General features: G+C 59.1%; 18 protein-coding genes. 6 read left to right on the forward strand and 12 right to left on the reverse strand.

The features are described 5' to 3' along the window. The first annotated feature begins 126 nt into the window (after nucleotides 1–126). Entirely contained in the window at nucleotides 127–1,158 is a 1,032-nt protein-coding gene (locus ACLD9W_RS05625; RefSeq protein WP_410841101.1) for a lysozyme inhibitor LprI family protein, read from the forward strand. Between the two features lie 121 nt (nucleotides 1,159–1,279). Continuing rightward, a complete protein-coding gene (locus ACLD9W_RS05630; RefSeq protein ID WP_410841102.1) occupies nucleotides 1,280–2,920 on the forward strand; it encodes a CTP synthase in 1,641 nt (546 codons plus the stop codon). Between the two features lie 126 nt (nucleotides 2,921–3,046). Here the strand turns inward: ACLD9W_RS05630 and tyrS are convergent, their stop codons facing one another. From tyrS to ACLD9W_RS05675, 9 genes are all read right to left on the reverse strand, one after another. Continuing rightward, the gene (gene tyrS / locus ACLD9W_RS05635) at nucleotides 3,047–4,345 is read right to left on the reverse strand and encodes a tyrosine--tRNA ligase (protein WP_410841103.1); all 1,299 of its coding nucleotides are present in this window, start codon (nucleotides 4,343–4,345) and stop codon (nucleotides 3,047–3,049) included. Nucleotides 4,346–4,466: 121 nt separating this feature from the next. Then, nucleotides 4,467–5,354: a carbohydrate kinase family protein gene (locus ACLD9W_RS05640; RefSeq protein WP_410841104.1), complete on the reverse strand. Its 888-nt coding sequence runs from the start codon at nucleotides 5,352–5,354 to the stop codon at nucleotides 4,467–4,469. Nucleotides 5,355–5,425: 71 nt separating this feature from the next. Further along, on the reverse strand, nucleotides 5,426–6,517 hold the full coding sequence (gene ychF, locus ACLD9W_RS05645) for a redox-regulated ATPase YchF (RefSeq protein WP_410841105.1): 1,092 nt from the start codon (nucleotides 6,515–6,517) through the stop codon (nucleotides 5,426–5,428). A gap of 95 nt (nucleotides 6,518–6,612) precedes the next feature. Then, nucleotides 6,613–7,125, reverse strand: a complete 513-nt coding sequence (locus ACLD9W_RS05650; RefSeq protein ID WP_410841106.1) for a hypothetical protein — start codon at nucleotides 7,123–7,125, stop codon at nucleotides 6,613–6,615. A 58-nt stretch (nucleotides 7,126–7,183) separates the two neighbouring features. Next, nucleotides 7,184–7,393 carry a heavy-metal-associated domain-containing protein gene (locus ACLD9W_RS05655; protein ID WP_410841107.1) on the reverse strand — a complete coding sequence of 70 codons (210 nt, stop codon included), beginning with the start codon at nucleotides 7,391–7,393 and terminating at the stop codon, nucleotides 7,184–7,186. Nucleotides 7,394–7,482: 89 nt separating this feature from the next. After that, complete coding sequence (tmk, locus tag ACLD9W_RS05660) at nucleotides 7,483–8,106, reverse strand: dTMP kinase (RefSeq protein WP_410841108.1); 624 nt, start codon at nucleotides 8,104–8,106, stop codon at nucleotides 7,483–7,485. A 211-nt stretch (nucleotides 8,107–8,317) separates the two neighbouring features. Next, nucleotides 8,318–10,360 (reverse strand): site-specific recombinase, encoded by a 2,043-nt coding sequence (locus tag ACLD9W_RS05665; RefSeq protein WP_410841109.1) that lies wholly within the window; start codon nucleotides 10,358–10,360, stop codon nucleotides 8,318–8,320. A 198-nt stretch (nucleotides 10,361–10,558) separates the two neighbouring features. Further along, nucleotides 10,559–11,752 (reverse strand): succinyldiaminopimelate transaminase, encoded by a 1,194-nt coding sequence (dapC, locus tag ACLD9W_RS05670; RefSeq protein WP_410841110.1) that lies wholly within the window; start codon nucleotides 11,750–11,752, stop codon nucleotides 10,559–10,561. A gap of 105 nt (nucleotides 11,753–11,857) precedes the next feature. Then, nucleotides 11,858–12,052: a heavy-metal-associated domain-containing protein gene (locus tag ACLD9W_RS05675; RefSeq protein WP_410841111.1), complete on the reverse strand. Its 195-nt coding sequence runs from the start codon at nucleotides 12,050–12,052 to the stop codon at nucleotides 11,858–11,860. A 303-nt stretch (nucleotides 12,053–12,355) separates the two neighbouring features. Between ACLD9W_RS05675 and lnt the strand changes: the two genes are divergently transcribed. Further along, nucleotides 12,356–13,897 (forward strand): apolipoprotein N-acyltransferase, encoded by a 1,542-nt coding sequence (gene lnt / locus ACLD9W_RS05680; RefSeq protein ID WP_410841112.1) that lies wholly within the window; start codon nucleotides 12,356–12,358, stop codon nucleotides 13,895–13,897. Nucleotides 13,898–14,701: 804 nt separating this feature from the next. On the opposite strand, the gene ACLD9W_RS05685 is transcribed toward lnt, so the two are convergent. Together ACLD9W_RS05685 and ACLD9W_RS05690 are read right to left on the reverse strand one after the other, a co-directional pair. After that, the gene (locus tag ACLD9W_RS05685; RefSeq protein WP_410841113.1) at nucleotides 14,702–15,523 is read right to left on the reverse strand and encodes a hypothetical protein; all 822 of its coding nucleotides are present in this window, start codon (nucleotides 15,521–15,523) and stop codon (nucleotides 14,702–14,704) included. Nucleotides 15,524–15,720: 197 nt separating this feature from the next. Then, entirely contained in the window at nucleotides 15,721–17,244 is a 1,524-nt protein-coding gene (locus tag ACLD9W_RS05690; protein WP_410841114.1) for a fumarate hydratase, read from the reverse strand. Nucleotides 17,245–17,547: 303 nt separating this feature from the next. Between ACLD9W_RS05690 and ACLD9W_RS05695 the strand changes: the two genes are divergently transcribed. Continuing rightward, the gene (locus ACLD9W_RS05695) at nucleotides 17,548–18,525 is read left to right on the forward strand and encodes an ABC transporter substrate-binding protein (protein ID WP_410841115.1); all 978 of its coding nucleotides are present in this window, start codon (nucleotides 17,548–17,550) and stop codon (nucleotides 18,523–18,525) included. Nucleotides 18,526–18,595: 70 nt separating this feature from the next. Here ACLD9W_RS05695 and ACLD9W_RS05700 read toward each other — a convergent pair whose 3' ends face one another. Beyond that, nucleotides 18,596–19,003: a helix-turn-helix domain-containing protein gene (locus tag ACLD9W_RS05700; RefSeq protein ID WP_410841116.1), complete on the reverse strand. Its 408-nt coding sequence runs from the start codon at nucleotides 19,001–19,003 to the stop codon at nucleotides 18,596–18,598. A gap of 158 nt (nucleotides 19,004–19,161) precedes the next feature. Here ACLD9W_RS05700 and ACLD9W_RS05705 point away from each other — a divergent pair, with 158 nt between their 5' ends. Both ACLD9W_RS05705 and ACLD9W_RS05710 read left to right on the forward strand, forming a co-directional pair. Next, nucleotides 19,162–19,314 (forward strand): hypothetical protein, encoded by a 153-nt coding sequence (locus ACLD9W_RS05705; RefSeq protein ID WP_410841117.1) that lies wholly within the window; start codon nucleotides 19,162–19,164, stop codon nucleotides 19,312–19,314. A gap of 94 nt (nucleotides 19,315–19,408) precedes the next feature. Then, the gene (locus ACLD9W_RS05710) at nucleotides 19,409–19,915 is read left to right on the forward strand and encodes a hypothetical protein (RefSeq protein WP_410841118.1); all 507 of its coding nucleotides are present in this window, start codon (nucleotides 19,409–19,411) and stop codon (nucleotides 19,913–19,915) included. Nucleotides 19,916–20,166: the final 251 nt, after the last annotated feature.

Raw genomic sequence — 20,166 nt, forward strand, 5'->3', positions numbered from 1 at the left:
AGCACCCGCCGCAGCTTAACCTGCGCGGGTGCTTTTGCTATGATGCCCCGTCTTTTTCAGACGGCCTCCCGCTGCGAAACACTTAGGCCGTCTGAAAAACCTCCGTTCCCAAAGAAAGGAATCCGAATGACCGCATCCGTCCACCCCCTTCTCTCCGCCGCCGCCCTCGTCTGCCTCCTGGCTGCCTGCGGCAAAAAAGAAGAGCCCCAACCTGCCGATTTGGCCTGCGCCGACCCGGCCGTGCTGCAAAACATCCAAAACACCTTGCAGCAGAGCGTGCGCGAGCAGGCGCAGACCTTCGCGCGCAACGACGTGCGCCAGTTTGTCGATGCCGACAAAGTCATCGCCGCCGCCGCGCAAATGACCTTCTCCCTCGATAACCCGCAGCAGGACAACAGCAGCACGCGCCCCTTCTGCCAAGCCGCGCTGAACATCACCCTGCCGGCCGACAGCCTGAAAACCGCACACACCAACGCCCCGCTGATTTACGGCGACAAGCCGCTCGACAAAGTCATCGCCGAACGCATCCTCGGCAGCGGCCTGAATTACAACGGCAGCGGCACGTTCGCGCAAACCCTCAAATACACCCCCGCCCGCGCCGAAGACGGCACCTTCTCCGTCACCTACGCCGACAACGGTCTGGCCGCCGCCGCCAACGCCCTCTCCGGCGCGCTCCTGCCCTACGGCATCAAAAGCCTACTGCTGGTAGACGGCAAAGCCGTTTCGCTCGAAGACGCGCTGAAAATGGCAAAAAGCGGCGGCAAAATCGAAATCGTCGAAGAACCCGCGTCAGAGCCGCAGGCCGCGTCTGCCGCTGCTGACAACGCCGCCCCCGCGCCCGAAGTACTGACCCCGCCGCTGCGTAACGAAGAAGCCGCCAAGCCCGCCGTGTCCGACGACGAAATCGACCGCGCCAAAGACGACCACCGAGCGGCCGACAGCGAAATCAACGCCCTCTGGCGCAACCTCGAACCCACCGTCCAACAAGGCTTGCAAGACGAGCAGCGCGAATGGATCAACCGCAAAACCGCCAACTGCCGCCGCGCCGCCGCGCAGGCCGACAGCCCTGAACAGGCCGAATACCTGCGCCTGCAATGCGACACCCGCCAAACCCGCGAACGCATCCGCTACCTGCGCGGATACAGCGACAGCGAATAGGGCGCAACAGGCCGTCCGAACACGCGAAAAGGCCGTCTGAAAAGTTTTCAGACGGCCTCGCGTTATTGCGGCATCAGGCGGGAAACGCTAAAATCGCGCATTCCAACAAAGCGGTATCATCATGACTAAATTCATCTTCGTAACCGGCGGCGTCGTATCTTCACTTGGTAAAGGTATCGCCGCCGCTTCTATTGCCACCATCCTCGAATCGCGCGGCCTGAACGTGACCATGCTCAAGCTCGATCCGTATATCAACGTCGATCCCGGCACGATGAGCCCGTTCCAACACGGCGAAGTGTTCGTTACCGACGACGGTGCGGAAACCGACCTCGACTTAGGCCACTACGAGCGTTTCATCAACGCCACGCTCACCCGCCGCAACAGCTTCTCCACCGGTCAAGTGTACGAAAACGTCATCATGAAAGAGCGGCGCGGCGACTATCTGGGTGGCACGGTGCAAGTGATTCCGCACATTACCGATGAAATCAAACGCCGCATCCACGAAGGCGCGGCAGGCTACGACGTGGCCATCGTCGAAATCGGCGGCACGGTGGGCGACATCGAATCGCTGCCGTTTCTCGAAGCCATCCGCCAGATGCGCAGCCAGCTCGGCCGCAGCAACACGCTATTTGTACACTTGAGCTACGTTCCCTACATCGCCGCCGCAGGCGAAATCAAAACCAAGCCTACGCAGCACTCTGTCAAAGAATTGCGCGAAATCGGCATCCAGCCCGACGTACTCATCTGCCGCATGGACAGAATCCTGCCCGAAGACGAACGTCGCAAAATCGCCCTGTTCTGCAACGTGGAAGAGCGCGCCGTGGTCGGCAGCTACGACGCCGAAAGCATTTACGAAATCCCCGAAATGCTGCACAACCAGGGCATCGACAACATCATCACCGAGCAGCTCCAGCTTAACGTACAGCAGGCCGATCTGACCGCGTGGAAAAAAATCGTCCACGCCATCAAAAACCCGAAACACACCGTCAAAATCGCCATGGTCGGCAAATATGTAGATTTGACCGAGTCTTACAAATCGCTGATTGAAGCGCTCAAACACGCCGGCATCCACACCGAAACCGACGTGCAGATTACCTTTGTCGACAGCGAAAGCATCGAGAAAAACGGCGGCGACGTTTCCATGCTCAAAGACATGGACGCCATCCTCGTTCCCGGCGGCTTCGGCTCGCGCGGCGTGGAAGGCAAAATCGCCGCCGTGCGCTATGCGCGTGAAAACAAAGTGCCTTATCTGGGCATCTGCCTCGGTATGCAGATCGCGCTCATCGAATACGCCCGCGATGTGGCCGGTTTGACAGGCGCAAACTCCACCGAGTTCGACCTCAAAGCCGCCGCGCCCGTTGTCGCCCTGATTGACGAATGGCAAACCGCCGACGGCAGCGTCGAAACACGAGACGAATCCGCCGACTTGGGCGGCACCATGCGCTTGGGTGCACAAGACGTCGAACTCAAACCCGGCAGCCTTGCCGCCCGCATCTACGGCTCGGAACACATCCGCGAACGCCACCGCCACCGCTACGAAGTCAACAACAATTACGTTCCGGCTTTGGAAAAAGCCGGTCTGGTTATCGGCGGCGTATCCATCGGCCGCGAGCGTTTGGTCGAAACCATCGAATTGCCGCAGGGCGAACACCCGTGGTTCTTCGCCTGCCAGTTCCACCCCGAGTTCACCTCCAACCCGCGCAAAGGCCATCCGCTCTTTAGCGCCTACATCAAAGCCGCGCTGGCAAACCGCAAACCGTAGGCTGCTTTGATTGAGATAAGGCAAAAGGCCGTCTGAAAACCCAATTTGGGGGTTTCAGACGGCCTTTTTGTGCCTGTGCAAACACGCGCAATATGTTTTTCAGACGGCCTTTAACGCATCAGGCGTTTATTGCCACACCAGCAGCGCATGGTTGCGCTTACCGCGCCGCACGATGGTGTATTTGCCGAAGCGTTTGTGCGCGTCGGTAATCAGATAGGCATCGTCGGGCTTGTCGGCGGGCGGATTGGGGTTGTTGGCTTCGGCGGCCGCGCCGTTGAGCAGCACGGCTTTGCTGTTGACAAAACCGCGCGCTTCTTTGTTGGACTGCGCCAGGCCGGTTTTGACCAGCGCTTCAACCACATTGAGGCCGTCTGAAACTGCAAACGCGGGCAGGCCGTCGAGGGCGAGCTGGCCGAAGTCGCTTTCGGTGAGGCTGCTTTGGTCTTCGGCAAACAGGCTTTCGGAAATGCGCTGCGCGGCTTGCAGGGCTTCTTCGCCGTGAATCAGGCGGGTCATTTCTTCGGCCAAAATGCGTTGCGCTTCGGGCTTGCTGCCGCTTTCTTTGTCTTTCGCTTCGATGGCGTCAATTTCTGCCACGCTCAGGAAAGTGAAGTATTTCAGGAATTTATATACGTCGGCATCGGCCACTTTGAGCCAGAATTGGTAAAACTGGTAGGGCGAGGTTTTTTTCGCGTTCAGCCACACCGCGCCGCCCTCGGTTTTGCCGAATTTGGTGCCGTCGGCTTTGGTTACCAGCGGCAGGGTCAGGCCGAATACCTGTTTTTGGTTCAGACGGCGTGTCAGGTCGATGCCGTTGGTGATGTTGCCCCATTGGTCGGAGCCGCCGATTTGCAGGCGCACGCCGTGGCGTTTGTTGAGCTCGGCAAAGTCGTAGCTTTGCAGCAGGGTGTAGGCGAACTCGGTGAACGAAATGCCTACGTCGTCGCGGTCGATACGCTGTTTGACCGATTCTTTGTTCAGCATGGCGTTCACGGAAAAGTGTTTGCCGATGTCGCGCAGGAAATCGAGGCAGTTCATGCCGCCGAACCAGTCGGCGTTGTTGGCCATAATCGCGGCATTGTCGCCCTCGAAGCTCAAAAACGGCTCAAGCTGGGCGCGGATGCTGGCCACCCAGCCTTTGACGGTTTCGGGCGTGTTCAGGCTGCGTTCCACCGCTTTGAAGCTGGGATCGCCGATCATGCCGGTTGCCCCGCCCACCAGCGCCACGGGCGTATGTCCTGCCTGTTGGAAACGGCGCAGGGCGAGTACGGGCAGCAGATGGCCGATGTGCAGGCTGTCGGCGGTGGGGTCGAAGCCGCAGTAGAGCGAGATTTTTTCTTCGTTGAGCAGCGCATCGAGTGCGGCGATATCGGTGGTTTGCGCGATAAGGCCGCGCGCTTGCAGGTCTTGGATGATGGAGGTCATGTTTTTTTCCTTGGAATGGGTTTCAGACGGCCTTTTCCGTTTTCATTTCGTTAAAGCCGCGTTCTAACTTCGTTGAAGTTCCGCTTTCAGAAACGTCACCCCCGCGAAGGCGGGGGCGGCCTTACTCTTGGCGCGGATTCATCAGCCGGTATACGTCGTCCAGCGACAAATCCGGCGTGGCGCCGTGGTGGGAGGCGGCGAGGGCGCCCCAGGCACAGGCGAAGGCAAGGGTGTCTTCGGGCGTGGCGCCGGAGAGGAGTTTGTAAACGAAGCCGGCGAGGAAGTTGTCGCCCGCGCCCACGGTATCGGCCACCTGCACGCGGTAGCCGTGGTGGGTGTAGGTTTTGCCTTCGCAATAGTAGATGGCGCCGTGCGCGCCGAGGGTGACACAGATATGTGGCGCGCCGACGGCTTGGGCGAGGTAGTGCAGGTTTTGTTCGAGGCCGTGGTAGGGCGAGCCGAGTTCGGCGGCCAGCTCGTACAGTTCGTCGTCGTTGAGCTTGACCAAGTCGGAGCGGCGCATCAGTTCGCACACGCGCTCGGGCCGGTAGTGCGGTTTACGCAGGTTGACGTCGAACACTTTGAAGCGGGCGGCATCCAGCAGGGCGTCGAGGGCGGCGCGGGCGGTGTCGTCGCGCGAGGAGAGGCTGCCGAACACCAGCGCGTCGGAGTCGGCGACGTAGGCGAGGGCTTCGGCGGGGACGGCGATTTTGTCCCAGGCGCAGGGATAGACGATGTCGTAGGAGCCGCTGCCGTCGTGGTTGATGGACACTTTGACCAGGCCGGTGGCGTGTTCGGGGTCGGTTTGGATAAGGTGGGTGGCGACGTTTTTGGCGGCGATGCGGCGCAGCAGTTCTTCGCCGTCTTCATCGCTGCCCCGGCGACTGACGATGGCGCAGTCCGCGCCCAACGCGCTCAGACGCACCAACACGTTGAGCGGCGCGCCGCCCAGCACTTTGCCCTCGGGGAAATCGTCCCACAATACTTCGCCGAAACTGCTGATTTTCATGGCGTATATCCTTTTTGAAACTCGTTTTGAGGCCGTCTGAAAAGGTTTTCAGACGGCCTCTGCCTTGCTGTTTACACGTTGAACAGGAAATGCATCACATCGCCGTCCTGCACCACATATTCCTTGCCTTCCACGCGCATTTTACCCGCTTCTTTGGCTTTGGCTTCGCCGCCGAGGGCGACGAAATCTTCGTAGGCGATCACTTGGGCGCGGATGAAGCCGCGCTCGAAGTCGGTGTGGATGACACCGGCGGCCTGCGGGGCGGTGTCGCCTTTATGGATGGTCCACGCGCGTACTTCTTTTACGCCGGCGGTGAAGTAGGTTTGCAGGCCGAGCAAATCGTAGCCCGCGCGGATTAAGCGGTTCAAACCCGGCTCTTCCAAGCCCATTTCGGCGAGGAATTCGGCTTTTTCGTCGTCTTCCAACTCGGCAATTTCGCTTTCCATTGCGGCGCACACGGCGACAACGGGCGCGTTTTCTTTGGCGGCGAGTTCTTTCAGGCGCTCGAGATGGGGATTGTTGTCAAAACCGTCTTCGGCCACGTTGGCGACATACATGGCAGGCTTCACGGTGAGCAGAAACAGCGGGCGCAACAGCACGGTTTGCTCGGCATCGAGGCCGAAGGAGCGCACGGGTTTGCCTTCGTTCAGATGCGGCAGCAGGCTCTCGAGCAGGGCGACGAGTTTTTGCGCGTCTTTGTCGCCCGATTTAGCGCGTTTGCCTTCGCGCACGATGGCTTTTTCCACGCTGGCCAAATCCGCCAGCGCCAGCTCGGTGCCGATGGTTTCGATGTCGGCAATCGGATCGACCTTGCCGGAAACGTGGACGATATTGTCGTCGTCAAAACAGCGTACTACGTTCACAATCGCGTCGGTTTCGCGGATATTGGCAAGAAACTGGTTGCCCAAGCCCTCGCCTTTGCTCGCGCCGGCCACCAAGCCCGCAATATCGACAAATTCGACGATGGCGGGCTGCATTTTTTGCGGATTGACGATTTTCGCCAGCGCGTCCATGCGCGGGTCGGGCACTTCGACGATGCCGACGTTCGGCTCGATGGTGCAGAAAGGATAGTTGGCCGCTTCGATGCCCGATTGGGTCAGCGCATTAAAGAGGGTGGATTTGCCGACGTTGGGCAGGCCGACGATACCGCATTTCAAGCTCATGGGTTGGAGTTCCGTAAAGAAAATTTAACGCGCGATTGTAGCATAAAACGCATTTGAGGCCGTCTGAAAAGGGTTTCAGACGGCCTCAAGCCAGGTCAGTACCACGGCGCGCGTTTCACCGTCATGTCGATTTCAAAGCGCCGCGCCTGCGCGTTCCATTTGAGCGGGCGGCTGCATTTTTCGTAGCCGTTGCGTTTTTCTTCTTCGCGCGTTTGGCCGCACAGCGTTCCGGCCACGCCGATATAGGCTTTGGCCTGCCTGCCCGCATAGTCGAGCTTGGAGCCGAACGCGCCGTGGAAAAAGGATTTTTCCGCGCCGCCTTCGGGCAGGCCGACGAACACGGTGACGCCGCCGCCTTTGCGGCTGCCGAAGATGCCGCTGCCGCCGTAGCATTGGCATTCGCCGTCGTCCAGCACGTAGTCGTCGATGCCGTCGCCGTTCAGATCGGCTTTTTCCACGGCGTGGCGGAAGCCGTAGGGACGCCCGCCCGAGAGGCGGCAGACGGAGGCCAGTACGTCGAGTTCGTGCGCCACCGCTTCGGGCAGCGGCGCGGCTTGGGCCAAGAGCGGGGCAGACAGCAGAAAAGCGGCGAAGGCGGTTGTTTTCATGGTTAAAAAGCGCGGGGGCTGTGCGGCGATGATATAGGCAAACGGCGTGGGCAGACGTTTACAGTGAAGCGTCGAAGCCGCCGTCTTCCACGGCGGCGGCGAGGGCGGCCGGCTGCGTTATGGCGGGGTCGAAACGCACGGTTGCGCTGGCCGTTTCCAGGCTGACTTCGGCGCTTTCCACGCCGGGCACGCCTTGCAGGATGCGGGTGACGTTTTTCACGCAGCCGCCGCAGTTCATGCCGCCGACGGCGAGGGTTACGGTTTCCATGCTTTGCTCCTTTGCGGATAGGGGTTTGGCGAGGCAGCACTATAAAGCAAATGCGCCGTTGCGGGTCTGACGCGGGTCAAGTCTGCGTTTCAGACGGCCTTAAAGTGCTGTTGCAGGATGTTTTCGATTTCGGCGCGGACTTGGTTTTTGTCGCGGTTGCTGTCGATAACGCGGCAGCGTTGCGGGTCGGCGGCGGCGCGGTCGAGGTAGCTTTGGCGCACACGGGCGAAGAAGGCGGCTTCTTCCTGCTCGAAGCGGTCTTTTTCGCGCGATTGCGAGACGCGGGCGAAGGAGGTTTCGAGGGGGACGTCGAGGATGAAGGTGAGGTCGGGGCGCAGGCTGCCCTGTACCCAGTTTTCGAGTACGGCGATGTCGGCGGCGGGGATGCCGCGCCCGCCGCCCTGGTAGGCGAAGGTGGCGTCGGTGAAGCGGTCGGAAACGACGTGGATGCCTTTGGCGAGGGCGGGCAGGATGACGTCGTCGAGGTGCTGTTGGCGGGCGGCGAACATCAGCAGGGTTTCGCTGCGCAGGCCGACGTGTGTCGCGGGGTTGAGCAGCAGGCTGCGCAGGCTTTCTCCCAGCGGGGTGCCGCCGGGTTCGCGGGTGAAGAGGACGGGCAGGTTTCGTTCGGCAAACCAGTTTTCGATGGTGGCCAGGTGGGTGGATTTGCCGGAGCCGTCGATGCCGTCGAGGGTGATGAAGCTGGGTTTCATGGGGTTTTCCTTTGTTGTTGCCGGTTGTTCTGAGGCCGTCTGAAAGCGGTTTTCGCGGTTTTTTTGCCCGAACTTTGTTTTCAGACGGCCTTTGGGGGCTTGTCTTATCGGGAACGCGTGCGTCGCGGGGCGACACACCCTACGGAGGCTTTGTGCGTTGTTCGGAGGCCGTCTGAAAAGGGTTTCGGGGCTTTCAGACGGCCTTTTCTGTTTATTCTTTGGCTTTGCCGTTTGCGCTGCTGCCGTTGCCGCCGTTGCCGTTCCCGCCTGCGGCGGCGGGGGGCTGCACGGGGAAGAGGAGACTGAGGGGGTTGGCTTTGATTTGCAGCCACAGGGTGTCGATGAGTTTGGACAGGCTTTCGATGCGAGCGCCGCGCGAGCGCAGGGCGACGGTGAGGGCGAGGGAGAAGCTGACGACGAGGTTTACCGCGCCTATCATCAGGACGAAGGCGAGGTTGAGCAGGAAGTAGAGGAAGCCGCTGTGGTCGCTGACGGCGGCGTAGCCGAGGTTGGCGGAGGAGAAGGCGACGTGGCGGATGTCGAGCGGCAGGCCGAGGAGGTGGCCGAACCAGCCGGTCATGCCCAGCAGCATGCCGAAGATGAAGTTGCCCGCCAGCGAGCCGTAGTGGCGGTGGAGGTAGTCGGCGAGGAAGGCGCGGGGGCGGGCGGGCAGCAGGCGTTTGAGCAGGGGCTGGACGGTGAGGCGTTTTCTCAGGTTGAGGTAGTCGGCGCGGTTGTCGTAGAAGCCGGAGATGATGCCGGAGCAGAAGAGCCAGACGCCGGCGATGGCGGCGTACCAGAGGGTGGGCTGGGTGAAGGGCTGCAGGGATTTGAACTGGTAGGCGGCGGTATGGGCGTCGAGCATGGGGGCGCCGGTGTGGGCGGCGACGGCGGCGGCGACAACGGAGGCGACGATGACGGCGACGACGACGTTGCCGAATACGGCGACGGCCTGCGAGCGGGCGACGTCGATCAGGAGTTTGGCCAGTTTGCTTTCGAGGGCGCGCGCGCCTGCTTTGTGTTCGACGTGTTCGGCGATGCGGGCGGCGGTCATGGCGGGCTGTTTGGTGGCGACGGTGCAGCCGACGATGTGGATGAACATGAAGCCGATGCCGTAGTTGAGTCCGGCGAGAAAGGCGGTGGTGAAGTCGCCGAGGCCGAGGCCGGTGATGCGGATTTTGTTGCCGGCCATCAGGGCGATGATGACGCCACCGCCTGCGGCCGAGGCGAGCATGGCGAAGTATTCGCGTTTGTTGCGGGTGATGTAGTGCTCGCCGTGGCCACTGGTGTTTTCGCTGATGCTTTTGGCCAGCATGTTGATGCTGCGGCGGCGCAGAAGTTCGGTGCTGTGCTGTTCGACGGCGGCGGTGGTGAGGGAGTTGAGCAGGCGCACGCAGTGGCGGCGGCATTCTTTTTCGTCGGGCGCGGTTTGGATGTCGAGGAGGACGGCGAGGCGGTCGAGGGTTTGCGACAGGCGCTCGAGTAGGTGGGCGACTTTGACGGACGACCCCGCACCCGCGCCCGTGCCTTTGCGGCGCAGGCGTTCGACTTGGGCGCGGCATTGTTCCATCATCACTGCGATGTGGGCGGTGTCGTAGTGTTCGGTTTGGCCGCTGCGGTAGTGGGCGACGAGGCGGCTGATTTCCTGATGCAGGGCGACGAAGGCGGAGTCGACTTCCATCAGCTTGGGTTCGAGGCGGGTGAATTCGGGTTCGAGCTCTTCGGCGGCCACCCAGATGGAGAGCATTTCGAGGGCGTGCAGCCGCGCCTGTTCGAGGTGGCGGGAGGCCGTCTGAACGGCGGCGGGGTCGCTGTGGCGGCAGAGGGTGTCGTAGAGCGACAGCCATTGCAGCAGGCTGACGGTGTGCAGCCATTTTTCGTCGTTCTGCCGCTGGAAAAGGTAGAGGAAAACGTCGCGCAGGTTGTTCAAGTCCTTGAAAGACGGCATGAAACGTTCGTAGATGCGGATGCCCATTTCGCGGGCGAAGCCGCTGCGCGAGAAGATGCCCAGGCCGACGAGGGCGGGGTAGATGTGGATGCTGCCGAGCCAGCGGTGGAAGCGGGTGCCGAATTCGCGCGCCAGTTCGGGGTTTTGTTTGAAGGCGTCCAGCAGCAGGTCGAAGCGCTGCGAGGCGCGTTTGACGCCGCCGTCGCGCAGGAATTGCACCAGCGCGTTGAGGATGTGCGCCATGTCTTTTTCGGGCAGGGCGGCGGTCAGCAGGGGAACAAGGTTGGCGGGGGTGATTTTTTTCATGTTGTCCGCAGGGCAGGGTGGTGGCGTGGGGTGGAAAATAGCGGAAAAGGGCGGGATGTGTAAAGGCCGTCTGAAAAGCATGGGGCTTTTTCAGACGGCCTTTGCCGTTTTTGATGCCGCACGCCGCTTCGCAGGCAGATGCGGCGGCGGGTTGCGGGTTGCGGCGAAACTTTTTTCAGACGGCCTTTTCAGACGGCCTTATTCATCGTTGCGGCGGAAGAGTGCCACCATGCGGCGCGCGCCTTCGAGGCAGTCTTCGAGCGGGGCAACGAGGGCGATGCGCACGTAGCCGCGGCCGGGGTTGCCGTTGGCCGTGTCGCGGGCGAAGAAGCGGCCGGGCAGCACCTGCACGGCGGCTTCGCGCCACAGTTTTTGCGTGAAGGCCAAATCGTCGCTGTCGGGCACTTTGAGCCAGATGTAAAACGAGGCTTCGGGCATGGCAACGTCAAACGCCTGCCGCAATACGGGCACGACGCGCTCGAATTTTTCGCGGTAGAGGCGGCGGTTTTCGGCAACGTGTGCTTCGTCGTCCCAGGCGGCGATGCTGGCGCGCTGGACGGGCAGGCTCATGGCGCTGCCGTGGTAGGTGCGGTAGAGCAGGAAGGGGCGCAGCAGATCGGCGTCGCCCGCCACGAAGCCCGAGCGCAGGCCGGGGGCGTTGGAGCGTTTGGACAGGCTGGTGAACATGACGATGCCTTTGTAGCCGCGCCCCAGTTGCGCGGCAGCCTGCAATGCGCCGATCGGTTTTTGGTCGGAATAGATTTCGGAATAGCATTCGTCGGCGGCGATCACGAAGCCGTATTTGTTCTGCAAGGCAAACAGTTTCTGCCAGTCGGCAAGGCTCATCACGCTGCCGCTGGGGTTGTCGGGCGAGCAGGCGAAGAGGATTTTGACGTGCGGCCAGATGTCGGCGGGAACGGAATCCCAGTCGGGCAGAAAGCGCGGCGGGGTGCTGTTGGCAAAATAGATTTCGCCGCCGCCGAGGAAGGTGGCACCTTCGTAAATCTGGTAAAACGGGTTTGGGCAGACGACAATCTGCCGATCGTGCGCGGCGGGGTCGAGCACGGTTTGGACGAAGGAAAAGAGGGCTTCGCGGCTGCCGAGCACGGGCAGGATTTCGCTTTCGGGGTCGAGACGCAGGCCGTTGTAGCGGCGTTCCAGCCAGCGGGCGCAGGCTTGGCGCAGTTCGGGTAGGCCGGCGGTGAGCGGGTATTGGGAAAATTCTGCGGCAGAGGCGGCGAGCGCGTCGGTGATGAGGGCGGGCGTGGGGTGCTTGGGTTCGCCGATTTGCAGCATGACGGGTTTGAGGTGTGCGGGCGGGGTGATGCCCTGCATGGCTTCGCGCAGGCGGGCGAAGGGGTAGGCTTGGAGTTTGTCTAAGAGGGAGTTCATGGCGGAAAAAACGGAAAAAGAAGCGGCGATTCTAGCAGAACGGGCGGCGGAATAAAGAAAAGGCCGTCTGAAAAGGTTTTCAGACGGCCTGTTTGTGCGGCGGCATCAGGCGACGGCGAAACCTGCGTCGGCGATGGCTTTTTTCACGGCTTCGACGTCCATGCCCTCGGCGTGGGTGACGACGACGACGCCGGTTTCAAAATTGGCGTTTACCATGCGCACGTTCGGCACTTCCTCGGCTTTGGCGATCAGTTTGCGGGCATCTTCCTGGCCGGACATTCCGGTCACGTTCAGTTTCATTTGCGGCATATTTCTTTACCTCTCGTTAAAGTATCCAATAAATAAGAATGAGTAATCCATTGTCTTTCCCCGCTTTGTTTTGTCGCACATCCGGCTTTGGCCGAACGCAATAGTTGCGGGGAAAACGGGACGATTGTCTACCTAATCGGACGGCTTGTCTATCATTTTTATTCCGACATTGTTTATGGTTGCGGCATTTCGGCAAGTCGTTGAAAGGCCGTCTGAACGGGCGCGGCACGGCGCGGCGGTGGGTTTTTCGGTAGAATGCCGCGCCTTGTCCACAAGAGCCTTTTTGCGAGCAATATGTTTGCCAAACTCGACACCTTCTGGCGCCGCCGCGCCGTGTATTGGCCGCTGCTGCTTCTGCTGGCCGCCGCCACGCCGCTGTGCTTCGCGCCGTATTACCGCTTCTGGCTGATGCCGCTGCTGTTTGCCGCCTTAATCCGCCTGCTCGAACTGCGCCCGCAGGTGCGCGTGCGCAGCGCTTATTTGTTCGGCTTTGCCGCCTATTGCTGCCAGTTTTACTGGATACACACCGCGCTGCACGACATCTCCGGCCTGCCCAATCTCTACGCCCTGCCGCTCACCGTGCTGCTGCCCGCCTATCTTGCCCTGTTTCCCGCCGCCGCCGTGTGGCTGTGGGGTAAAACCCGTTTGCAGCGCGGCCTGTCGGTCGGGCTGGCGCTGCCCGTGTTCTGGACGCTGGCCGAGTTCGCCCGCGAGCGGCTGATAACCGGCTTCGGCTGGGGCGCGCTCGGTTATTCGCAAATCGCCGATGCCTCGCCGCTGGCCGGATTCGCGCCTTTGGGCGGCATCCATCTGGTAACCTTCGCCACCGCGCTGGCCGGCGCATGGCTGGTGTTGCTTGTCGATGGGGAAGGCCGTCTGAAAACCCGTGCGGCCTTTGCCTGCGGCGTGCTTGCCCTGCTGGCGGCGGGACATTTCGCCAAAGAGGCGGATTTCACGCAGCCGACCGGCCAAAGCAGCACCGTCGCCCTCGCGCAGGGCAATATCCCGCAAACGCTGAAATTCCGCGAAGACCAAGTGCTGCCGACCCTGCGGCGCTACTACGGCCAAATCGCCCAAACGCAGGCCGACATCGTTATCCTGCCCGAAACCGCCATCCCCGTCATGTTGCAGGATTTGCCTGACAGCGTGTTGGCCGAATTTGCCGAAGCCGCGCGGCAGAACGGCAGTGCGCTGGCCGCAGGCGTGATCCGTCTCACTTCAGACGGCCTCAACTACCAAAACGCCGTCGTCGACCTCACCGGTTTCCAAAACAACGCGCAAACGCTGCCGTATTACGCCAAAAACCACCTCGTCCCCTTCGGCGAATACAAACCCCTGCCCGCGCTGACCGAACCGCTTTACGCCATGATGGACATGCCCCTGTCCGACTTCCGCGCGGGCGGCGGCAGCCAGGAGCCTTTGGCGATGAAAAACCAGCGCATCGCCTTCAACATCTGCTACGAAGACGGCTTCGGCGACGAACTGATTTCCGCCGCCGCCCGCTCCACGCTGCTGGCCAACGCCAGCAACCTGGCCTGGTACGGCGACTCCAACGCCATGTACCAGCACTTGCAGCAGTCGCAGGCGCGTGCCCTCGAACTCGGCCGTCAGATGGTGCGCGCCACCAACACCGGCGCCACCGCCGTTATCGACAGAAAAGGCCGCGTTACGGCGCTGGCCGCAGCCGATACCGACACGGTGCTGACGGCAAGGGTGGAAGGCTATACGGGCGAAACGCCGTATATGAAACTGGGGGGCTCGCTGCCGCTGATCGGTCTGCTGTCTGCCGTGGCGATTGTCCTGTCGGTGGTGGGGCGCAGGAAAAAGGCCGTCTGAAAACGGGTTTCAACGAAGTTAAAACGCGCTTGCGGCGGCGCAAAAAGAAACGCCGGAACGTTTTCCGTTCCGGCGTTTCTTTTTGTTTGGCGCATGGCAGGGCGGTTTTCCGTTGTCCGAAAACCTTCGCCAAATCTCGAAGGCCGTCTGAAAACGGGGCCTCAAGGAAACTAAAAACAGCCCGTGCCGTCATTCCCGCGCAGGCGGAAGTTTTTTGGCTGCACGGAAATGGTTGCATAGGCAGAAATCCGCTTCGCTTCCGCCAAAATTTCCGCTTTCAGACGGCCTCTTTGATTTGCGCGGCAGGCGGACAAAAAAAATGCACACATTTTTTCAAATGTGTGCCAAGTCTACAAAGGAGAAATAGAGGAGAAACTGTTAAACGGCTGCTGTCAGCCGCTCAACGCCGCGCATTATCTGCAAGCACTGCGGCAGCGTCAAGTTTTCGCGCCTATGTTTTGCATAAAATGGAACATTCTTGATAAAAACACACAAAAACGAAAAATAAGGAAGGTTTCGGAACGTTATTTTCTGTTGTTGTTTTCGTTTTTGTATTGAAAAGACGGATGCGGAAGCTGCGGACAAAAAAATGCACACATTCGCGGGAATGTGTGCCAAGTTTACAAAGGAGAAATAGAGGAGAAACTATCAAACTGTCATTTAGCAACGGCTTGACGGCGCGCATTATCGCGGCCGTTTTGCGGCCGGTCAAGTGTCTGCCGTTGTTTCCTGTGGCGCTTGCTGCATTCGTGCAACAGCCGCGTTGCGTTTCGTTTTTGTTTCTTTCGCAACAAAGTAAAACATTCAGCGGTAGCCGATGGTGACGGGATCTCGCTCGGACGGTTCGAACCAGATGTCGCGGTAGGCGGCGTAGGCGGTGAGGTAGCCGAGGATGTTGAGGGCGAGCAGCAGGGCGCTCAATATATAGGAAGCGGCGCCTTCGCGCAGGCCGGGAAGGGCGAGTATCACAATATAGAAAAATGCGAAACAGGCGCCGCACAAGGCCAGCGGCAGGATGTTTTTCACGGCGGCCTTGGCGCTCAGCAGGATGGCGGCAAACGGGGTTTCGTTTTGCAGGAATACCAAAACGGGGGCGAAACCGAGCAGCAGCTGCCACGACAGATACCAAAAAACCAGCAGCAGGACGAGGGAAACCGGCAGGGTGGCGATGCCCTCCGTATTGCCGAGCCAGCCCAGTGCGTTGGCCGCGCCGTACAGCAGCAGCGCCCAAGCGACGGCCGACAGGAACATCAGAACAAACAGCAGTACGAACTCGAATATCTTGCCGTCGAAAACGGCAAACAGATGGCCGATGCGCGGCGGCGTTTCTTCGTATTCCTGAACCGATGCGGCGGACATGATGCCGCCCGCCTTAAAGAGTACGAACATGCCGTACACTGCCGCCCCTATCATGCCCGAGTAGGTCATGATGCCTTTGCAGATTTCTTCCGCGACGAACAGCACGAGGGCAATCAGCATCCACGCCGCCCAATATTCGCGAAACAGCAAAAACGCTTCGTGTATCCAGCCGATGCCGCGCCCGATGCCGCGTGCGGCGGGCACATCGAGCAGGCGTTCGTCTTCTTCGCCTGCGGTGTCTCCGTTGTCTGTAAAAACGTCCTGCATGGTTTTCTCCTTATTGTCGGCCGTTGGCATTTTTCTGTCCGGTCAAACAGATACAGACGGATACTAACATAATTTTACTCTGTTGCCGTATCTTTACATACAGCGGTATCGGGAGGCCGTCTGAAAGGCCAAAGGCCGTCTGAAAACCCTGTTTCGGGGTTTTCAGACGGCCTTTGGCCTGCCTGCGGTCAGCCGGGTCAGGCTTCGACGGGGATGATGCCGATTTTGGCCTGCCATTGTTTCGGCGCGACGGCATGGACGGATTGTCCTGCCGCATCCACCGCCACCGTTACCGGCATGTCTTTCACTTCAAACTCGTAAATCGCTTCCATGCCCAAATCGGCGAAGGCGACGACTTTGGCCTGTTTGATGGCTTTGGCCACCAGATAGGCCGAACCGCCGACCGCCATCAGGTACACGGCTTTGTTGTCGGCAATCGCCTGACAGGCCGCCGCGCCGCGTTCGGACTTGCCTATCATGCCCAAAAGGCCGGTTTGTTCGAGCATCTGGCGGGTGAATTTGTCCATGCGGGTGGCGGTGGTAGGACCGGCGGGGCCGACCACTTCGTCGCGCACGGGATCGACCGGGCCGACGTAGTAAATCAGTTTGCCCGACAAGTCCACAGGCAGTTTTTCGCCTTTGTCCAGCATATCGGTCATGCGTTTGTGGGCGGCATCGCGGCCGGTGTAGATTTTGCCGTTCAAGAGCAGCACGTCACCCATTTTCCAGGTGGCGACTTCTTCTTTGGTCAATTCGTTTACGTTGACGCGGCGGCCGTTTTTCGGGTTGTAGGTGATGTCTGGCCAGTCTTCGATGGTCGGCGGGGTGAGCACGGCGGGGCCGCTGCCGTCCAGTTCGAATTCGACGTGGCGGGTGGCGGCGCAGTTCGGAATCATGGCCACGGGTTTGGACGCGGCGTGGGTCGGATAATCGAGGATTTTCACGTCCAGCACGGTGGTCAGGCCGCCCAAGCCTTGCGCGCCTATGCCCAAGGCGTTTACTTTTTCAAAGAGTTCCAAGCGCAGGGCTTCGACGGTGGAGAGCTCCGCGCCAGATGCGGCTTTTTCCTGCAATTCGTGGATGTCGATGTGACTCATCAGGGATTCTTTGGCCAACAGGGCGGCTTTTTCGGGCGTGCCGCCGATGCCGATACCCAAAATGCCCGGCGGACACCAGCCCGCGCCCATGGTCGGCACAGTTTTCAAGACCCAATCGACGATGCTGTCGGACGGGTTGAGCATGGCCATTTTGGATTTGTTTTCCGAACCGCCGCCTTTGGCCGCGCAGGTTACTTCGATTTTATCGCCCGCCACGATTTCCATGTGGACGACGGCGGGGGTGTTGTCTTTGGTGTTGCTGCGTTTGCCGGCCGGATCGGCCAAAACGGATGCGCGCAGTTTGTTGTCGGGATTGGTGTAGGCGCGGCGCACGCCCTCGTTTACCATTTCCTGAACGCTCATTTGCGCGTCCCATTGCACGTTCATGCCGACCTTCAAAAAGACGGTGGCGATGCCTGTGTCTTGGCAGATGGGGCGGTGGCCCTCGGCACACATGCGGCTGTTTACCAGAATCTGCGTCATCGCGTCTTTGGCGGCAGGATTCTCTTCTTTCTCCCAAGCCTTGCTCAAGGCTTTGATGTAATCGACGGGATGGTAGTAGCTGATGAATTGAAAGGCGTCGGCAATGCTGCGGATGAAGTCTTCCTGTTTGATTACGGTCATGGGTGTTCCTTTATATTTGAAAGATGTTTTTGTTATTGCCTGCCGCGGCCTTTTCAGACGGCCTGAAACAGGCTTGCGGCAGGCGCGGCAGGATAGCATAAAGGCCGTCTGAAAGCACAGGGCGGCGCTTTCAGACGGCCTTTCGGAACTCTGCCTTTACCTGATTGCCGTTTGGGCGCAGAATAAACGCGAATGTTCATTAATTAAGGCCGTCTGAAAGCGTACCCGAACGGTTTTAACTTCGTTGAAGCTTTGCTTTCAGACGGCCGAACCGTTTACCCGTCAACCAAAAGGAGAAAACCCATGCAGTTCAACCGACGCGAATTTTTGAAAATCACCGCCGCGCTGGCGGCCGCCGGCGCATCGCCCGCGCTCTTGGCCGCAGCCAAAGAGCAGTTTACCGTTTACGGCGCACCCGCGCTGCCGAGCATGATTATCGCCGTGGCTGCCTTGCAGGGGCAGCTGGCCAAACAGGCTGATGTGTCGCTGAAAATCTGGCGCTCGCCCGACCAGCTTCGCGCGGGTGTGGCAAGCGGCCAGTTTAAAGTGATGATGAGTCCGAGCAACGTGGGCGTAAACCTGCGCAACCAAGGCCGCAAAGTCGGCATGGTCAACATCCTCACCAACGGCATCACGCAGCTTGTCTGCAAAAACAAGGCCGTTGCCTCGCCGCAGGAGTTGGCGGGCAAAAAAATCCTCGTGCCGTTTAAAAACGATATGCCCGACATCGTGTTACAAGCCCTGTTGAAAAAACTCAAAATCGACGCGGCCAAAGTTGGCATTACCTACGCCGCCACGCCCGCCGAAGCCGTCGGCCTGTTTTTGAGCAAAGATTTCCACGCCGTGATTCTGCCCGAGCCTATGGCTTCGGCCGCCATGCTGCGCGGCAAAATGACGGACGTAACCACCGTGCGCGGTTTCGACATCGTCAAAGCCTGGGCGCAGGCGTTTGACACTAAGCCGCTGATTCCGATGGCCGGCATTATCGCCGACGAAGCCTATTTCCACGCGCACAAAGCCCAATTCGACACCTTCCACCAAGACCTGAAAAACGCCCTCGCCTGGATCAGCGGCCACCGCGCCGAAGCTGCCAAAATCGGCAAAAACTACTTGCCCGCGCCCGAACCGGCTTTGGTGGCAGCCATAGACGGCGCAAGGCTCACCGTAACCAAACCTTCTGAAATCAAAACCGAAATCCTGCATTTTTATGAAATCCTGATGCAGTTCAACCCCAAACTTTTGGGCGGAAAAATGCCCGACAGCGGCTTCTTCCTCGCCTGACAAACAGGGCAAAAGGCCGTCTGAAAACCCGTTTTGTGGTTTTCAGACGGCCTTGTCTGTGCTGCGGCGTTTACGCGCCGCGTTCGCGCATCAGGCGGATGATTTCCTGTAAGGCGGCCAGCTCGCGTTCTTTCTGCGCCAACATTTCCGACTGGTGTTTCAGCATCAGCTGCAGTTTTTCGATTTCGCCGTCGGCATTTGTCCTGCCGTCGCAGATGTTTTGGTAATTGTCGGAGATGTTGTCGCCGATATTGTTGATGGACAGGCTGTACTTGCTGTCGTCAGGGATGATGAGGGTCAGAATGTCGGTGTCGAAAACTTCGGCAATCTGTTCCAAACGTGGCAGGTTAAGACGGGTTTCGCCGCGCTCGATTTTTGCATAGCCGTTGGCCGACAGGCCGAGTTTGGCGGCCAGTTCTTCCTGCGACCATTGCCGCTCTTCGCGCAGCGCGCGGATTTTTTCGTAGATTTTGCCCATATCACCACTTTTTGTTGTAGTCCCCCACTTTTTGCTGCTGGCAGGGGAGTGTAAACGGCATTTACAATTCTTTAACCGATAGCGGCGGATTGTAGGTGATTCCGCCGATATTTTCTATCCCATAGCCCGGGAGTATTTTCACATTAAGGAGTAATTAAATGTCTAAAAGCAAAACACCGATGACCAAACAGGATGCTTCCCGCATCCAGTCTTCCACAGCGAAAGCCAACGGAGGAAAAGTTACGGCAAAATCTTTTGCCTCACGCGCCCAATCTGCTGCAGACAAAGGCAGCTCGAAAGGCAAAAAATAAACCGTAGGATGCTTTATGCGATGAGGCAGCAGATAATTAAGTTTTAACAGTCTGCTGCCGTTTTGAATATATCCGCAATCGAAAAGAGATATTTATGATGAAAAAAATGATGTTTTCCCTGATTTTGGCCTGTGCCGCTTCCGTTTACGCAGCTCCGAATCTGCCGGCCGAAGTACGCAAAGAGTTAGCTGAGGCTGAGCAGATGTGCCGCGAGCACGAGAATGGGAAATTGGATTTTTCCAAAGGCGTTTCCATTGTTGACTTAAACAATGACGGCATTTCCGATTATATTGTGGATTACAATGGATTGTACTGCGACACCGCCGCTTCGCTTTTCGCAGGTAACTCTGGTGCGGTATACTTTATTTATACAGGGTTGCCCAATGGCAAGGCGCGCCTTGCATATACGGGAAGTTCGTACGAATTGAGGCTGGATCGCAGGGGAGCGACTGCCCGTCTTTATGAGGCTACGTCTGGCGGAGCTTGCGGACAAGATATGCGTCATGTGACTACTGCCGAGCTTGAGGGCTGCTTACGCGAGCTCAAATGGAATGCCGCCAAACAGCGTTTTGATTTAGGCAAGAAAATAATTAAGCTATAGTTTAATGTTTTGGATAGTATAGTGAGTCAAAATAAAAAAGATACAAGGCAGCAAGCCGCAGACAGTACAGGTAGTACGGCAAGGCGCAGCAATGCCGTATATTTTTTATTTTGGCTCACTATAAAATAATTTGGGGCTGTCCTAGGGTCTGTTGACATTCAATTTTTCACAGTATCATACAGATATGACCAGATATACCCTATCCGATGCCCAGTGGGCAGCCATCGAACCGCTTTGTCCGGGTAAACAAA

Source organism: Neisseria sp. WLZKY-1 (assembly GCF_046546535.1).
Classification (GTDB): domain Bacteria; phylum Pseudomonadota; class Gammaproteobacteria; order Burkholderiales; family Neisseriaceae; genus Neisseria.

Coding starts and splice junctions, on each gene's coding strand:
- ACLD9W_RS05705 (WP_410841117.1), top strand. CDS start 19,162: ATGTCTAAAAGCAAAACACCGATGACCAAACAGGATGCTTCCCGCATC.
- ACLD9W_RS05685 (WP_410841113.1), bottom strand. CDS start 15,523: ATGCAGGACGTTTTTACAGACAACGGAGACACCGCAGGCGAAGAAGAC.
- ACLD9W_RS05630 (WP_410841102.1), top strand. CDS start 1,280: ATGACTAAATTCATCTTCGTAACCGGCGGCGTCGTATCTTCACTTGGT.
- ACLD9W_RS05655 (WP_410841107.1), bottom strand. CDS start 7,393: ATGGAAACCGTAACCCTCGCCGTCGGCGGCATGAACTGCGGCGGCTGC.
- ACLD9W_RS05695 (WP_410841115.1), top strand. CDS start 17,548: ATGCAGTTCAACCGACGCGAATTTTTGAAAATCACCGCCGCGCTGGCG.
- lnt (WP_410841112.1), top strand. CDS start 12,356: ATGTTTGCCAAACTCGACACCTTCTGGCGCCGCCGCGCCGTGTATTGG.
- tyrS (WP_410841103.1), bottom strand. CDS start 4,345: ATGACCTCCATCATCCAAGACCTGCAAGCGCGCGGCCTTATCGCGCAA.
- ACLD9W_RS05675 (WP_410841111.1), bottom strand. CDS start 12,052: ATGAAACTGAACGTGACCGGAATGTCCGGCCAGGAAGATGCCCGCAAA.
- ACLD9W_RS05710 (WP_410841118.1), top strand. CDS start 19,409: ATGATGAAAAAAATGATGTTTTCCCTGATTTTGGCCTGTGCCGCTTCC.
- dapC (WP_410841110.1), bottom strand. CDS start 11,752: ATGAACTCCCTCTTAGACAAACTCCAAGCCTACCCCTTCGCCCGCCTG.
- tmk (WP_410841108.1), bottom strand. CDS start 8,106: ATGAAACCCAGCTTCATCACCCTCGACGGCATCGACGGCTCCGGCAAA.
- ACLD9W_RS05690 (WP_410841114.1), bottom strand. CDS start 17,244: ATGACCGTAATCAAACAGGAAGACTTCATCCGCAGCATTGCCGACGCC.
- ACLD9W_RS05650 (WP_410841106.1), bottom strand. CDS start 7,125: ATGAAAACAACCGCCTTCGCCGCTTTTCTGCTGTCTGCCCCGCTCTTG.
- ACLD9W_RS05665 (WP_410841109.1), bottom strand. CDS start 10,360: ATGAAAAAAATCACCCCCGCCAACCTTGTTCCCCTGCTGACCGCCGCC.
- ACLD9W_RS05700 (WP_410841116.1), bottom strand. CDS start 19,003: ATGGGCAAAATCTACGAAAAAATCCGCGCGCTGCGCGAAGAGCGGCAA.
- ychF (WP_410841105.1), bottom strand. CDS start 6,517: ATGAGCTTGAAATGCGGTATCGTCGGCCTGCCCAACGTCGGCAAATCC.
- ACLD9W_RS05625 (WP_410841101.1), top strand. CDS start 127: ATGACCGCATCCGTCCACCCCCTTCTCTCCGCCGCCGCCCTCGTCTGC.
- ACLD9W_RS05640 (WP_410841104.1), bottom strand. CDS start 5,354: ATGAAAATCAGCAGTTTCGGCGAAGTATTGTGGGACGATTTCCCCGAG.